We start from the raw sequence: 15659 nt of genomic DNA on the forward strand, positions 1-15659 counted from the left end.
CCTTTTTACTGATGCACGGCGAGCTGGTAGGCCGTGTACTTACGAATGTTGATAACGCCGGTGTCGAAGATCAGGTACTGGCCCTTGATCCCCAGCAACGTGCCTTCGGCAATCGGGTTCTTGTCCAGGTTGAAGCTGACGATCTTGGCCGGGTATTGCTCGACCGGGTAACGAATTTCGATCGGCTCGATGTCGGTTACCGGTTGGATGGCCTGCAAGCCAAAGCGTTCCTGCAACCCCAGCAGGCCGTCGGCGCAGGTGGCGAACAGCTCATCGCGTACCTGCTTGAGATCCACCGATTGCGCATCGCCCTTGAGTAAAGCACGCCAGTTGGTTTTATCGGCCACTTGGCTGCGAAACAGGTCTTCAACGAAACCGGATTGCTGACGGGTCGCCACGCGCATGATCGGCAGCGCCTGGCTGGCGCCCTGGTCGAGCCAGCGGGTCGGCAACTGGGTGGCACGGGTGATGCCGACCTTGATGCCCGACGAGTTGGCCAGGTACACCACGTGGTCGGTCATGCAGAATTGTTCGCCCCAGCCCGGATCACGGCAGGTGCCGGCGTCGTAATGGCAACGCTCGGGGCTCATGATGCACAGGTCACACTGGGCCAGTTTGGTCATGCACGGGTAGCAGTAACCCTGGCTGAAACTGGTCTTGGTCTTGCGGCCGCAATGGCTGCAATGGATGGCACCGAGATACTCCAGGCGCACGTGGCTACCGATCAACGGGTTGACCGGCACCTCGGTGTCGCCCAGGCGAAACGCGTATTGAACGGTCGGCTCACCGAGTTGCGCCGACATTTTGCTGACTGCACCGCGACCAATTTCAATCAATGGATCGCATCCGACTTGAACAGAATGTTCGGCACCGGCGCCGACTTGGACGCGCATTCCTGCGGGCCCATGTAGCCGGTACGCTGCTCTTCGGGCAGGTTCTGGATTTCCCAGGCGATCACCGCTTGCAGCGACAGCTCGCGCTGCTCCGCAGTGAGCTTGCGGCCATCGGACCACTTGCCGATTTCCACGGCCAGCTTGAGGCTCTCGTAGATGTCCGGGGTGATGTTTTCGATCATTTCAGCAAAAGAGGACATAAGGCTCTTCCTTATCAAATAGAGGCTTTGCGGCGGTTGTACAACCCGCCCAGCAAACCCGTCAGGCAACCGATGACCAAGCCGCTCAGGTGAGCCGCGTTGGCGATTTCGCCGAAACCGATCATCGAGATCAGCCCCGACATGCAGAGCACCAGCCAAATCAGCATCATCGCCAGCACGCCACGCGGCAGACGATAAGCCGGGTTAGGCGACAACAATTGGAAGATCCAGCAATGCCCGAGCAGGCCATACAACACGCCAGACAAACCGCCAAACAGGCTCGGGCCGCCATAGGCGTATTGCGCGTAATTGGACACCAGGCTGAACAACAGGGTCAGTCCCAGCAGGTTGATACTGCCCTGGCGCAACTCGATACGACGGCCCAGCTCCCAGTACCACATGCCATTCATGGCCAGGTGCAGGATGCCGAAGTGGATCAGCATCGGCGTGACCAGCCGCCACCACTGCCCCGAGGCCATGGTCTCGGCAAACGAGGTGAACTGGATGTAGTCGCCCATCACGTGAAACGGCAGGAAGGTCAGCCAGCTCATGGTCTGCAGGTTTTCACCCAACAAGGTCACCGCGCCAACGATCATGCTCGCCAGCAGCACCAGCGCCGTCACCGGACTGAAACGCACTTGCTGAACAAAGCTTGGCCGCGTGACGGGCGCCTGCTGGGGAATATCCAGTTGCTGGTCCGGGTCACCGGCGGGAAAGCGTTGATACAACACTTGCACGTCGGCGCTGATGTTCTCGGGCACCCACAACACTTGCTCGCCTGCTTCTTCACTGACGCGATGGGGCACTTGCATGCGTTGCAGCAGTTTGACGAAACCACTCAAGTCGACACTCAGCGGCAAGCGCAATACAGCTACCGTACTCATACAATGACCTCAGGCCGCTCAACGTCGACCCATACAAATTTACGCGGATCCAGGCGGGTTTCCTGGTCCAGTCGGTACGCCACCAGCTTGCCGTAAAGCACCGCGCTGTAGTCCAGGCAGGCCAGGTTGTCGCGGATCGGCGCCGGCTTGCCGCTGCGCCAGTAATGGCCGACGAACAACAACGGTTCGTCGACGCCATAACGCAGCAGGGAATTTTTTTCCGTAGACGAAAGCGGCGTACGTGCCACCGGCTCCGGCAGTGCATCGGGCTGGAACACGATGTCGCCGTAGGTTTTGGGGTCGTCTTCCCAGAATTTGGTGCGGAAAAATGAGCGCGTCAGGCCATCGCCACCGGTCAGCGTCAGGCCGTCCGGCAGGCGCATGTCGGTGCCGCGCAGCAGGCGGTCGAAGGCGTTGCAGGCAAAGCTGCCCGGCACGGCGGCGGCCTGCAAAAAGTGCTGGTCGATGCAGCCATCCGGGAAGGTGGCGCGCAGCGGCTGGATAAAGCCTTCGTCCCAGCACGCATGCACCACGCGAAACCGCCCGGCGTCGACAAACAGCGGCATGTCGTAGAACCAGCCGAGGAAGTCGTGCCAGTCGGCCGGGTGGTGCTCGAACTGGGTCAGGGTTTCGTGGATCAACCGCGCATGGCGTGGGTTGTGCTCGCGCACGAACTGCTTGCCACTGCCCGGCGGGGCCGGCGTGCTCCAGCCCAGCGCATTGAACTCGTGGTTGCCCATGATGCACAGCGCCTGGCCGGCCTCGGTCATATCGTGGACGATATGCAGCGCCTCACGGATGCGTGGCCCACGGTCGATGATATCGCCGAGGAACACCGCCATACGCGTCGGATGGCGCCAGGTTCCAGCCTGTTTATGGTAGCCCAGCCGGTCGAGCAAGTGCTCAAGGGTATGAGCGCAACCGTGCACGTCACCAATCAGGTCGTAGCTACGCGCGGGATCGAGCATCAGTCGCCTCCACCCCCCAAGCGGCTGCCCCAGCCCAGCTTGGTGCGGCACACTTCGTAGTAGTTGTGGTCCAGCGGGTGGATCAACCGCAACTTCTGTGCCTTTTTGCTCACGGTGATGGTGTCACCGGGGGCGCAGGTGAAATGGTTCTGCCCGTCGCAGGAGACTTGCGGGTAGATCTGCATGTCTTTGGACACCACGATTTTCAGCTCACTGTTGCCATCAACCACAATTGGCCGACTGGACAACATATGGGGGTACATCGGCACGATCACAATGGCATCGAGTTTGGGGTGCATGATCGGACCGCCGGCCGACAGTGCGTACGCGGTAGAACCGGTCGGCGTGGCGACGATCAGGCCGTCAGCCTTTTGGCTGCACACGAACTGGCCGTCGATATACAGCTCGAATTCGATCATGCGCGTGGATTTGCCAGGGTGCAGCACCACATCGTTGAGCGCATCCCCCTGGCCGATGGCCTCACCGTGGCGGCGTACTTCGGCTTGCAGCAGGAAGCGGTTTTCCACCAGGTAATGGCCGTCGAGCACCTTGGCCACTTCGACTTCGAGGTCATCCGGGCGGATATCCGTGAGGAACCCCAAACTGCCACGGTTGATCCCCAGCACCGGCACGTTGTGCCGCGCCAGTGCACGGGCGGCACCCAGCAGGCTGCCGTCGCCGCCGACCACAATAACCATGTCACAGACTTCGCCGAGCATCTTGCGCGACGAGGTTTGCAGGCCGTGGCCGGGCAGGATTTCGGCGATGGTGTCTTCGAGGATCACATGCAGGTGGCGTTCCAGCAGGAATTTTTTCAGCCGGCGGACGGTGTCCAGCACCTGGGTACTGCCCAGGCGACCGATAATGCCGATATTGCGAAATTGCTCCATGGGGCTCCTGCGGGATTTGGGGTCTGGCAAAAAGAACGATTATGGGCGAAAGGCCGCGTCAGGCAAAACCCTTTGTCGCCGCAGGGCCTTGATGACAATGGTTCTCAGCCACCCTTAACGGCTCTAAAAGGCTATGCTCGGACCATGACTGTGTTCCCCGACCTGCTCAACCTGCCCCGCCAATTGCGCCACCCCGAGGTGCGCGACCTGGCGTGGGTGGTGCTCGCCCCGCCGATGCTTGCGCAAACGCCCTGGCCGCAGCGCCATCCACTGGCCGGCAGCGACTGGGTGCAGGCGCCGCACCGGCTCGAACAGTGGTTACGCACCCTCGACCAGGACAGCAGCGCCTTGCAGCATTGGCTAAGCCTGTCGCGCACGCGGCGCCTGGGCCTGTACTACGAGCGCCTGTGGCAATTCGCGGTGCAACATGCGCCGGGGGTGGAGTTACTGGCCGCCAACCTGCCGATCCGCCGCGCCGGGCATACGCTGGGCGAGCTGGATATGCTGGTGCGCGACCGCGATGGCGTGCACCACCTGGAACTGGCGATCAAACTGTATCTGGGGCCGCAGGACGGCAACGGCCAGGACCCCGCGCAATGGCTCGGCCCCGGCTGTCATGACCGGCTGGACCGCAAGCTCGCGCACCTGGCCCAGCATCAACTACCGATTTCGGCCCGCCCGGAAAGCCGCGAAGCCCTGGCGGCGCTGGATATTGCGCAGTTCGATGCACATTTGTGGCTGGGCGGGTATTTGCTCTATCCGTGGCCCGGCACCGCCGAATCCCCGCTGGGCGTTGAACCACAGCACCTGCGCGGGCGCTGGCTGCATCAGCGTGATTGGCGCGACTTCGTCAGCCAGAGCCCGCCGGGGCGCTGGCAACCCCTGCCTCGGCACGCCTGGCTGGCGCCGGCGCATTACTCGGAGGATCAGGTGTGGCGTGCTGACCAGATGCAAGCCTGGCTGGCAGACCTCGACCCGATGGCACCGGCCCAATTACTGGTGCGGCTGGTTCAGCAAGGCGCAGATTGGGAAGAAGCCGAACGTTTGTTCCTTGTTGCAGACCTGTGGCCAAACGTCCCGGGCATTACTTGAGTTTCAGGTGGCGCGCATACCAGGGCCGTTTCGGCACGCGCTTGAACAAGGCCTGCAATCCGTCTTCTTCGGCGAAGGTGATGCGCAGCGCCAGCTTCATGGTCTCCGGGTCCATCTCCATCGACCGCCCCATCTGCAGCCCCGGCGTGGTGCTGCAACCGTGGGTGTCCGGCCCCAGCCATGGGTCAGCGACTTCCACCCAGCGGCCTTGGGCAAACCACTTGACCCCGTTGACCTCCAGCCGGCTGACCTCGCCTGGATTGAACCGCTCATGGGCGCGAAACCAGTCCTCGATGCGATCATCGATCCAGCCGTGAAAGTGCCAGAACACCGGGTTTACGTGCGATGAGAACGGGTCGCCCAGGAAGTCGTTCTGCGGCGCGTACCAACGCGCGGCAAAGTCCGCCGGGTCACGGGCGAACGGCACCGGCGCGCCGTTGGACGGGTCACGGGGCACCGAGGCCCAACGCATGTGCAGCCAGTCGTGCAGGCCCAGCTCCATCTCCGAACCTAACTGGCCCAAGGTCAGTTTGGCCAGGTAACGCGGGTCACGGTACTGCGACTCCCACACCTGGAAGTTGCTGTGGTAGGTCTCGGCCGCCTTGATATCGCTGACCCATTGGGTGTAGTCGCTGTCATCAGGTGCTGACCAACAGGGTGGCAGCGCAAAGCCGTCGTGGTTATCGAAATAACGCAAAAACCCCAGGCGATCGCGTTCCAGCGCCGGTTGGGGTTCAGGGAATTGCGGCCAGGAAGGCAGGTCTTGCATGGAGCGCGCAGTGCCAAGCATATGCCGGTGCATGAAAAAGAAGTCGATACCCGAACCGTTGCGGTCTTTGCGTTTGCCGCGCGCGTCGCGCTCCTGGCCGCGTGGCCCGGGTTGCCAACCGATACCGCGCAGGGCATCGCGTTTTTCCTCGGACAGCTTGTGCCACTGGTCACGGGTGGCGTGCCAGAGCTGGTGGAACAGCCGGTGCTCAGGCGCGATCAGCCAGGCCAGCAAGGTCGGGTTAAGGCCGATACGCTGGCGCGCCTCGGGGAACAGTTGCTTGTGGGCGATAAAGCGGTTGTCGCGCTCGGTCAGGGCCAGGGGACGCTCAAGGTCGAGAACCTGCCCGCTCAGGGTGCTGCTGCCGGCATTGGCGAAGTCGGCCCAAACTTCGTCGAGGGTCATCTTGAACTCATAGGCCGGTGCGCCATCCGCGGCGTCGCGGTCGATCAGGCGCCAGTAGAGCACGGCGCCCTCGCCCGTCAGCAGATCACCGAGCACGCGGTAACGCGGCTCGCCCTCGGCACGCAGGTTTGCAGCGGTGTCCAGATAGCCACGCAAGCCACGGCCGCGCGGGGCGATGTCGAGCAACAGCTCCAGGCCTTGCAGCGGCAAGCCTTTAAGGCCTGCATCGCGGCCCTCCAGGCGCAGGCTCCACACACCGCGCAGGGTATTGGCCAGGTGTTGGCCGGCGGTGTCGGCCAGGTCCACCGTGGCCTCGCCCGGCGTGATCGGGAATTCTTCACGCGTCAGCTCGCGGTGGGCATAAAGGGCCGCTGGCACGGCAGCGCCGGTCAGCGCCAGGCCGGCGATGAAGCCACGTCGAGAGAGGGTCATTGTCTACCTTAGGAAACAGCTTGATCAGAGCTAGAACGTTGACGGCCGCGAGAAATTTACCGGCCCAGCGCCCGCGCCTAAATTTCCCCGGCCATGGCTCGTTCTTCCCTGATAGCAAAGGCCTCAACTGACTGAGATGGCAATGACAAAATCACGTTCGAAAAAGGCGCTGTATATCGGCCTGCCGCTGGCACTGGCCATCGGCGCCGGGGTCGGTTTCCTGGCCTGGGATCACTGGTTCAAAGGCAATGCCGGCTACCCGCTGGAGGTGATCAAGCAGGCCAACGAAATGCAGGACCGCTTGTTGTCGTTCGACAGCCATATCACCGTGCCCATGGATTTCGGCACCGCCGGCAACGAAGCCGACAAGGATGGCAGCGGCCAGTTTGACCTCGCCAAGGCGGCACGCGGGCGCTTGTCGGGCGCGGCCCTGACGATTTTCGGCTGGCCGGAAATCTGGAACGGCCCCAACGCGCCGCACAAACCCACCGACGGTTTTGTCGACGAGGCCCGCCACGAGCAAGAGGTACGCTACAAGATCATCTCCGGCATGGTGCGCGACTTCCCCAATCAGGTCGGCATCGCCTACACCCCGGACGATATGCGGCGCCTGCATGGCGAGGGCAAGTTTGCGATCTTTATCAGCATGCTCAACGCCTACCCGCTGGGCGACGACCTCAACCAGCTGGACCTGTGGGCGGCACGCGGCATGCGCATGTTCGGCTTCAGCTATATCGGCAACAACGCCTGGTCCGACTCGTCACGCCCGCTGCCGTTTTTCAATGACACCACCGACGCGCTTGAAGGGCTGTCACCCATCGGCCAACAAGCCGTGCACCGCCTCAACGACCTGGGCGTGATCATTGATGTGTCGCAGATGTCGACCAAGGCGCTGGAGCAAGTCGCGCAATTGAGCCGTACCCCCATGATTGCCTCGCATTCGGCGCCGCGTGCCTCGGTGGATATCCCGCGCAACCTCAGCGACAAAGAACTGCAACTGATCAAAAACAGCGGTGGCGTGGTGCAGGTGGTGGGCTTCCCGGCCTATTTGCGCCCATTGAGCCAACCCACTCAGGACAAGCTCAACACTTTGCGTGCGCGCTTTGATTTGCCGCCGTTGCCCAACCTGGCCATGGCCTTGATGCCCGGCGACGCCATCATCGCCGCCTGGTCCGAGCAGAAGTTCGGCCAGTACGCCCAGGGGCTGTACGCCATTCTTGAAGAAGAACCCAAGGCCACCCTCAAGGACTGGGGCGATGCCATTGACTACACCGTGCGCAAGATCGGCATCGACCACGTCGGCATCGCCTCGGACTTCAACGACGGCGGCGGCATCCAGGGCTGGGAGAACGTCGGCGAAGTGCGCAATGTCACCGCCGAACTGATCCAGCGCGGCTACTCCGAGGCCGACATCGCCAAGCTGTGGGGAGGCAACTTCCTGCGGGTGTGGGACCAGGTACAAAAAGCCGCCAAGCCGTTGGCCAACCGCTAATTACTCAGAAGCCAGTCCATGACCGACCGCCGTACATTCCTCAAGCAGGCTGGCGTACTCGCCGCCAGCCTGCCATTGGGCAGCACATTGCTCGCGCACGCCCAGGCAGCCACCCAGTCGCCTGCCACAAACGACCCATGGACGGGTTTCAAACAGCTGTTCACCCAAGACCCGAACTACCTGCACTTTTCCAACTTCCTGGTCACCTCCCACCCACGCCCCGTGCGCGAAGCCATTGAGCGCTACCGCCAGCAGATCGACCGCAACCCCGGCCTGGCCATGGACTGGGGCCTGGAAGAAACCTGGAAACGTGAAGGCCAGGTGCGCGAATGGGCCGGTCGTTACCTGAACGCCAAGCCGGCTCAGATCGCCCTCACCGGCAGCACGTCGGAAGGCCTGGCGATGATCTACGGCGGGATCAAGCTGCGCCCCGACCAAGAGATTCTCACCACCGAACACGAACACTACGCCACCCAGAACGTGCTGGACTTTCGCGTCGCCCGCCAAGGCACCCAGGTGCGGCGCATCCGCTTGTTCGAGCGCGCCAGCCAGGTCTCCAGTGACGAAGTGCTGGGCAACATCAAGCGCGCCATTCGCCCCACTACCCGCGTGCTGGGCATGACCTGGGTGCAGTCCGGCAGTGGCGTGAAGCTGCCGATCGGCGAAATCGGCAAGCTGGTGGAGGAACTCAATCGCAACCGCGACGACAACGACCGCATCCTGTATGTGGTCGATGGCGTACATGGTTTTGGCGTGGAGAACCTCGACTTCCCGGCCATGCACTGCGACTTCTTTATCGCCGGCACGCATAAATGGATGTTCGGCCCACGCGGCACCGGGCTGGTCTGCGCCCGCGACGCCGAAAACAAATACGTCACACCCATGGTGCCGACCTTCTCCGAAGACACCAACTTTGCCACCACCATGACGCCCGGCGGCTACCACGCCTTTGAGCATCGCTGGGCGGCGGATGAAGCGTTCAAGCTGCACCTGCAACTGGGCAAGGCACAGGTTGAGGCGCGCATCCACGTACTCAACAGCGAACTCAAAACCCAGTTGCTGGCGCATCCGCAGATCGAGTTGGTGACACCGCGCAGCACCGACCTGTCGGCCGGTTTTACGTTTTTTCGGGTCAAGGACCAGGACAGCGAAGCGGTCGTCGCCCATATGCTGAAAAACCGCGTGGTGATCGATGCCGTCGACCGCGATGTCGGCCCGGTGATCCGCACTTCCCCCGGCCTGCTTAACAGCTCGGACGAAATCCAGCAGTTTATGGCCCTGCTGAGCCAACGCCTGTGATGCGCCCTTTTTTCCTTTGAACGAGATGCCCACATGAATCCATCCCGACTCAAACCCCTGACCGCCCTGGCGCTGACTGCTCTTTGCGCGGCATGGCTGCCCAACCTGGCGCAGGCCGCCACGCCGCAACCCGGCAAAGTGTTCAAGGACTGCAAGGACTGCCCGGAAATGGTGGTGCTGCCCGCCGGCACCTTCACCATGGGCACGCCGGAAGACGAAGTCGGCCGCGAGCCCGATGAAGGCCCGATGCACGACGTGACCTTCGCCAAACCGTTTGCCATGAGCCGCTTCCACGTCACTGCCGCCGAATGGGACAGCTATATCCGCCAGACCGGCGTCAAGATCGCCGACGGCGACACCCGCCCCGGCCGCGAATGCATCGCCAGCAAGCCCCGCTACCCGCAAGGGCCACGCCAGCCGGCAGTGTGCATGGACATGGACGACATCAAGCAGTACGTCGCCTGGCTATCGGAAAAAACCGGGCACAATTACCACATGGTCAGCGAAGCCCAACGTGAATACGCCGCCCGCGCCGGCTCCACCGGGCCGTTCCCCTTCCCGTTCGACGAGGGCAAGGGCTACAGCATCGCCCAGCACGCCAACACCTACGGCCCGGCAGATGGCTACAGCTATTCCTCGCCGGTGGGCAGCTACCCGCCGAATGCATTCGGCATGTACGACATGCACGGCAATGTGTATGAGCGGGTTGCCGACTGCGAGCACCCCAACTATATCGGCGCCCCTACCGACGGCAGCGCCTGGATGGAGCCCCACTGCGAGGGCTACCAGATCCGCGGCAATGACTGGGGCGAAGCGCCGGTGTTCTCACGCTCGGGCAACCGCAACACCATCTACCCGCAAACCCGCGGGGACTGGATTGGGTTTCGGGTAGTGCGCGACCTTTAAGCAGCACACCGAGCAGAATGTGGGAACTGGCTTGCCTGCGATGCAGACACCTCGGTACATCAGGTACACCGAGTTGAGGCCATCGCAGGCAAGCCAGCTCCCACACTTGGATCGCCTTAAGCCTGCTTGGCCAACAACTCCAACCCTTCATGCAACGCCGGGAACAGGCTGTTATTGAAGTTGTTCCAGCGCAATTCGAGGATGGTGTCCTCAGGCGAAATCTCGGTTTTCAGCACGTCGTGGAACACTTCGCCCGAATCAATGCCGTTGTCCACGTAATGGAACGAAGCGCCGGTGAGGTACAGCGGTTCGCAGGCCTTGGTTTCTTTGCTCGCCCAATCCACCACCGCCTGCCCGCGCGCGCCGTACAAGGCATTCCAGGTGGCATAGGCGCCACGGCGCTCGTAAGGCGATTCAATACGGGTAATGCCTGGGTGAATGTTCATGATCCGCCGCGCGAACGGCGCGCCGGGCCGCACCAGCTCATCGAGGATCACCAGCAGGCCGTCCAGCACCACGATATCGGCCTTCAACTCCACCAGGGTGTCGTGCAAGCGACGTTCAAAATCCTGCTTGCCGGCGATGTGTTCGGCGCTGCCACGCGGCAGGCGGCGATAGGTGGACGGTACGCTCAGCAACAAGTCATTGACCAGCTTGCCCTGCACGCGCAGGTCCGCCGGGTACAGCCACTGGCGACCCGGCTGATAGGCAAAACCATAGTCGGCCACCAACTGCTGGTCCCGCGGGTTCTGCTCGTCATCGTCGTACACCACGCCGACCAGGTTGTAGGCCTGGCCCAACGGTGTGTCGTTCAGCGACCCCACCAGAAACTCCAGCACCGACTTCATATAGCGCTCGTGGTCCTTGTAGGCCACCGGCTGCCCGGCCTTGTCGGCGGCAGCGTTTCTCAGGGACCAGACATACACCAGATTCTTTTTCGTCATTGTTTCGCTCTCACTGGATAGATCAGGCACGCGCCAATACGCGTGCGCCTACACAACAAGAACGAACCACCCTGCAGGCAATTTATCGACCCAGGCCACCGCCCGGCGCGCCGCGCTAAATAGTCGCCCCGGCACTTCGTTTGTCATGGGTAAGGGTCTGTGTGCCCAGCCCCCTCTTTTTTCACTTTCCGGGAAGTATTTATGACCGACCCCAAGCGCGGCGCCTTTAACGGTTTGCTCGCATTGCTCAGGCCTTTTCGCACCATCGTGACAGTCTCTGTCGCGCTGGGCATGGCCGGCGGCCTGGCCATCACGTTGCTGCTGGCGACTATCAATAACGCCCTGCACTCTACAACCGGCATGACCCAGGGCGTGGTCCTGACCTTTGCGGCGCTATGCCTGTTGGCGCTGACCAGTTCGATCGTCTCGGATATCGGCACCAACTATGTGGGCCAGCGGATCATTGCCGCCCTGCGCAAGGATCTCGGTGAGAAAGTGCTGTCGGCGCCCATCGAGCAGATCGAACGCTACCGCTCGCACCGCCTGATCCCGGTGCTCACCCACGACGTCGATACCATCAGCGATTTCTCCTTCGCGTTCACCCCGCTGGCCATCGCCAGCACGGTAACCCTGGGGTGTCTGGGTTACCTGGCCTACTTGTCTGTGCCAATGTTCCTGATGATGATCGTCGCCATTGTGATCGGCAGCAGCGTGCAGTTCATCGCCGGCCACAAAGGCATACGCGGCTTCGATGCAGCCCGTGACCTGGAAGACGAACTGCAGCGCTACTATTCGGCGATCGCCTCCGGCGCCAAGGAGTTGCGCATCCACCGGCCACGGCGCTACCGGATGAACACCCACCGTATCCAGGAAACCGCCGACCGGATCAGCGACATCCAGGTGCGCTCGGTCAACATTTACATCGTGGCCAAGACCTTTGGCTCGATGCTGTTCTTTGTGGTCATCGGCCTGGCCCTGGCCATGCAAGCCTACAGCCCCAACCCGGACCCCGCGGTGATCACCGGTTTTGTGTTGGTACTGCTGTACATGAAAGGCCCGCTCGAACACGTGATCGGTTACCTGCCGATCATCGGCAAGGCCGGCATTGCCTTTGCGCGTATCACCGAGCTGTCTGATCGCTTCTCGTCCCCCGAGCCGCATCTGTTGATGGACGGCAGCGAAGCCCCCACGCCGGTGGTCAACAGCCTTGAACTGCGTGGCGTCACCTACAGCCCACCGCCGGTAGAGGGCAGCGAGCCGTTTCACCTGGGGCCGATCAACCTGAGCATCCAGCAGGGCGATATCGTGTTTATCGTCGGCGAGAACGGCTGCGGCAAGACCACACTAATCAAACTGTTGCTGGGCCTGTATCAACCCGACGCCGGCGAAATCCGCCTGAACGGCGAAACCGTGACCGACCCGGTGCGCGATGACTATCGCCAATTGTTCACCACGGTGTTCGCCGACTATTACCTGTTCGACGACCTGGTCCAGGGCAGCGCCACGCAATCGCTGGACAGTGCTGCCAAGTACCTGGAGCGCCTGGAAATCGCGCACAAAGTCAGCGTCAAGGACGGCGTATTCAGCACCACCGACCTCTCCACCGGGCAGCGCAAGCGCCTGGCGCTGGTCAATGCCTGGCTCGAAGAACGCCCGGTGCTGGTGTTCGACGAATGGGCCGCCGACCAGGACCCGGCCTTCCGCCGCGTGTTCTACACCGAGCTGCTGCCCGACCTCAAGCGCCTGGGCAAAACCATCATCGTGATCAGCCACGACGACCGCTACTTCGACATCGCCGACCAACTGGTGCGCCTGCGAGCGGGCAAGGTGGTGCACGAGATGGAGCCGGCTTGAAATTTATTTTCCGGTTTTTCCGGATAGGAACGTCTCACTAGTGGTAATGAGAATTGACCTCAATAAACACTAAAAGCTGCCCACTTAAAACATAGAAGAGAATGCATCCATGCCAGCAACGTTCGGTCTGAGTCCCTTGAGCAAGGCACTCTCCATGCGCCGCCTCTTGAATACCCCTCTGCTGCCAAGCGCGATTGCCCTGGCACTGGCACTGCCGGTGGCAGGTTATGTGCAGGCGCAGGAAGTTGAGCTGAATGTGCCCGCACAGCCGCTGGGGAGCGCGCTTCAGGAGTTCGGTCGCCAGACCAACTTGCAGGTGCTCTACAGCCCTACCGATGTAGAAGGCAAGCGCAGCCACGCGATCAAAGGCAAGTTGCAACCTGGCCAGGCCATGACCACCTTGCTGTCCGGGACGGGCATCAGCTATGACCTGCAGGGCAGCTCGTTCACCATCAGCGCGGCGAAAACGTCGGCACTGGAACTGGGCGCAACCCAGGTGACCGCCAACCAGTTGGGGACCATCACCGAAGGTTCCGGCTCCTACACCCCTGGCACCATCGCCACCGCGACGCGCATGGTGTTAAGCCCACGTGAGACGCCGCAATCGATTTCCGTGGTGACCCGCCAGGCTATGGACGACTTCAGCCTCAAGTCGATCGACGACGTGATGCGTCACACACCGGGCATCACCGTTGCCACCTACGACAGCGAGCGCACCAGCTATTTCTCTCGTGGTTTCGCCATTCAGAACTTCCAGTACGACGGTATTCCGATCCTGCAGGATGCCCAGTACTCGTCGGGCCACACCTTGACCGACACCGTGATCTACGACCGCGTCGAAATTCTCAAGGGCGCCACCGGCCTGCTGACCGGCGCCGGCGGCCCGGGTGGCACCATCAATATGGTGCGTAAAAAGCCCACCTCGGAATTCAAGGGCTATGTGGACCTGGGCGCGGGCTCCTGGGACAACTACCGCTCGGAAATCGACGTCAGCGGCCCGCTGACCGAGACCGGCAACGTGCGTGGCCGTGCTGTTGCGGCGTACCAGGACAAACACACGTTCCTCGATCACTACCAACGCCAGACCAACGTCTACTACGGCATTCTCGAGTTCGACCTGGCACCGGATACGTTGCTGACCATCGGTGGCGACTACCAGGACAGTGACCCGCAGGGCTCCAGCTGGTCCGGTGCGGCCTCGCTCTTTGACTCGGCCGGCAACCACATCAGCACCCCGCGCTCCTTCAACAACGGCGCCAAGTACAGCAAGTGGAAACAGTACACCCGTACCGCCTTCGCCACCCTGGAACACACGTTCGACAACGGCTGGGTCGGCAAGGCGCAGTACAACCACCAGATCAACGGCTACAAAGCCCCGTTGTCGGCCCTGCTGTCACCCAATGCCGAAACGGGCAAGGCATCGCTGCTGACCCGTACCTACAATGGTGAAACCACCAGCGACACGGGTGATCTCTACGCCACTGGGCCGTTCAGCCTGTTCGGGCGTGAGCACGAACTGGTGGTCGGCACGTCGGTCTCGCGCTCGCACTGGCTGGGCAGCGACTACACCAACGCCACCAACTACGACAACAGCCACGACTACTTCAACTGGGACGGCGACGCCCCCAAGCCGGACCGTGGTCCTCGAACCAAAAAGAACGACGAGCTGACCCGCCAGAGCGCCAGCTACATCACCGGGCGCTTCAGCCTCGCGGATGACTTGCACCTGATCCTCGGCACTCGGGTCAACAACTACGAAGTCAGCGGCACCAGCCAGGTCAAGGACACCGGCAAGGTAGTGCCTTATGCCGGCATCACCTATGACCTCAACGACAACTTCTCGGCCTACGCCAGCTTCACCGAAATCTACCTGCCCCAGGACGATTACCGAGACCGCAACGACAAACCGCTGGAACCAGATGAAGGCAAGAACTACGAGATCGGCCTTAAGGGCGAGTTCTTCGACGGTCGCCTGAATTCGAGCCTGGCCTACTTCGAGGTTCACGAGAAAAACCGCGCCGTCGACGACACGGATTACATCCCCAACAGCCACCCAGGGCTGGATTACGCCTCCAGGGGCACCGAAGCCAAGACCAAAGGCTACGAAGCGGAAATTTCCGGCGAGCTGGCGCCAGGCTGGCAGTTGCAGGCGGGCTATACCCATAAGATCATGCGCGACAAACAGGGTGAGAAGCTCTCCACCTGGGAGCCGGAAGATCAGGTCAATATCTACACCAGCTACAAGCTGACCGGCCCACTCGACAAGCTGACCCTGGGCACCGGCGTGCGCTGGCAGGGCACTGGCTGGAAACTGCTGAACAACTATGCCAAAGGCACCGAGGAAAACTTCTCCCAGGACCCACTGTGGATCGTCGACGCGATGGCCCGTTACCAGGTGACCGAGAACGTATCGGCGACCCTCAACGTCAACAACATCTTCGACAAGAAGTACTACACCAACATCGGCTTCTACAACTCGGCTTACTACGGCGACCCGCGTAACGTCATGCTCAGCACCCGCTGGAACTTCTGATCCGGCCCATGCCCCTGGTCATCGCTGATGACCAGGGGCTTTTTGTTGCCCGCTGAATCGTGGCGTTTGGCGAATAACACCGATAAAAAAACGCCCCT

Annotated in this window: 13 protein-coding genes; 6 read left to right on the forward strand and 7 right to left on the reverse strand. The window is 61.8% G+C overall.

All coding sequences use genetic code 11. From position 1 onward, the window contains the following. Positions 1-5: 5 nt before the first annotated feature. Genes HX790_RS00225 through HX790_RS00245 form a run of 5 tightly spaced genes read right to left on the reverse strand, consistent with a single transcriptional unit; the run spans position 6 to position 3835 of the window. Positions 6-836, reverse strand: coding sequence for a DUF2797 domain-containing protein (locus HX790_RS00225; protein WP_017138109.1), 831 nt, complete (start codon positions 834-836; stop codon positions 6-8). Further along, positions 833-1093, reverse strand: a complete 261-nt coding sequence (locus tag HX790_RS00230; RefSeq protein ID WP_017138108.1) for a YeaC family protein — start codon at positions 1091-1093, stop codon at positions 833-835. The genes HX790_RS00225 and HX790_RS00230 overlap by 4 nt, the downstream gene beginning before the upstream one ends. Before the next feature lie 14 nt (positions 1094-1107). Next, positions 1108-1977: a rhomboid family intramembrane serine protease gene (locus HX790_RS00235; RefSeq protein ID WP_176991085.1), complete on the reverse strand. Its 870-nt coding sequence runs from the start codon at positions 1975-1977 to the stop codon at positions 1108-1110. Then, positions 1974-2948, reverse strand: a complete 975-nt coding sequence (locus HX790_RS00240; RefSeq protein WP_370589459.1) for a metallophosphoesterase — start codon at positions 2946-2948, stop codon at positions 1974-1976. Before HX790_RS00240 ends, HX790_RS00235 begins: the two co-directional genes overlap by 4 nt. Continuing rightward, the gene (locus HX790_RS00245) at positions 2945-3835 is read right to left on the reverse strand and encodes an NAD(+) kinase (RefSeq protein WP_010210870.1); all 891 of its coding nucleotides are present in this window, start codon (positions 3833-3835) and stop codon (positions 2945-2947) included. Before HX790_RS00245 ends, HX790_RS00240 begins: the two co-directional genes overlap by 4 nt. Before the next feature lie 144 nt (positions 3836-3979). Here HX790_RS00245 and HX790_RS00250 point away from each other — a divergent pair, with 144 nt between their 5' ends. Continuing rightward, positions 3980-4927, forward strand: a complete 948-nt coding sequence (locus HX790_RS00250; RefSeq protein WP_017138105.1) for a DUF1853 family protein — start codon at positions 3980-3982, stop codon at positions 4925-4927. Here the strand turns inward: HX790_RS00250 and HX790_RS00255 are convergent. Beyond that, on the reverse strand, positions 4920-6533 hold the full coding sequence (locus tag HX790_RS00255; RefSeq protein WP_017138104.1) for a hypothetical protein: 1614 nt from the start codon (positions 6531-6533) through the stop codon (positions 4920-4922). The two genes, HX790_RS00250 and HX790_RS00255, sit on opposite strands and share 8 nt — an antisense overlap. Positions 6534-6675: 142 nt before the next feature. Between HX790_RS00255 and pvdM the strand changes: the two genes are divergently transcribed. From pvdM to HX790_RS00270, 3 genes are read left to right on the forward strand one after another with little or no spacing between them, the layout of a single operon-like run. Continuing rightward, entirely contained in the window at positions 6676-8025 is a 1350-nt protein-coding gene (pvdM, locus tag HX790_RS00260; protein WP_017138103.1) for a pyoverdine-tailoring dipeptidase-like protein PvdM, read from the forward strand. 18 nt (positions 8026-8043) lie between these two features. Further along, entirely contained in the window at positions 8044-9324 is a 1281-nt protein-coding gene (locus tag HX790_RS00265) for an aminotransferase class V-fold PLP-dependent enzyme (RefSeq protein ID WP_017138102.1), read from the forward strand. A gap of 33 nt (positions 9325-9357) precedes the next feature. After that, positions 9358-10230: a formylglycine-generating enzyme family protein gene (locus HX790_RS00270; protein ID WP_176991086.1), complete on the forward strand. Its 873-nt coding sequence runs from the start codon at positions 9358-9360 to the stop codon at positions 10228-10230. 116 nt (positions 10231-10346) lie between these two features. On the opposite strand, the gene HX790_RS00275 is transcribed toward HX790_RS00270, so the two are convergent. Beyond that, a complete protein-coding gene (locus HX790_RS00275; RefSeq protein WP_176991087.1) occupies positions 10347-11174 on the reverse strand; it encodes a N(5)-hydroxyornithine transformylase PvdF in 828 nt (275 codons plus the stop codon). Between the two features lie 201 nt (positions 11175-11375). Here HX790_RS00275 and HX790_RS00280 point away from each other — a divergent pair, with 201 nt between their 5' ends. Then, entirely contained in the window at positions 11376-13028 is a 1653-nt protein-coding gene (locus tag HX790_RS00280) for a cyclic peptide export ABC transporter (protein WP_099549287.1), read from the forward strand. Positions 13029-13182: 154 nt separating this feature from the next. Then, positions 13183-15561, forward strand: a complete 2379-nt coding sequence (locus tag HX790_RS00285; RefSeq protein ID WP_017138098.1) for a TonB-dependent siderophore receptor — start codon at positions 13183-13185, stop codon at positions 15559-15561. Positions 15562-15659: the final 98 nt, after the last annotated feature.

Source organism: Pseudomonas sp. IPO3747, from assembly GCF_013385245.1.
GTDB classification, from domain to species: domain Bacteria; phylum Pseudomonadota; class Gammaproteobacteria; order Pseudomonadales; family Pseudomonadaceae; genus Aquipseudomonas; species Aquipseudomonas edaphica.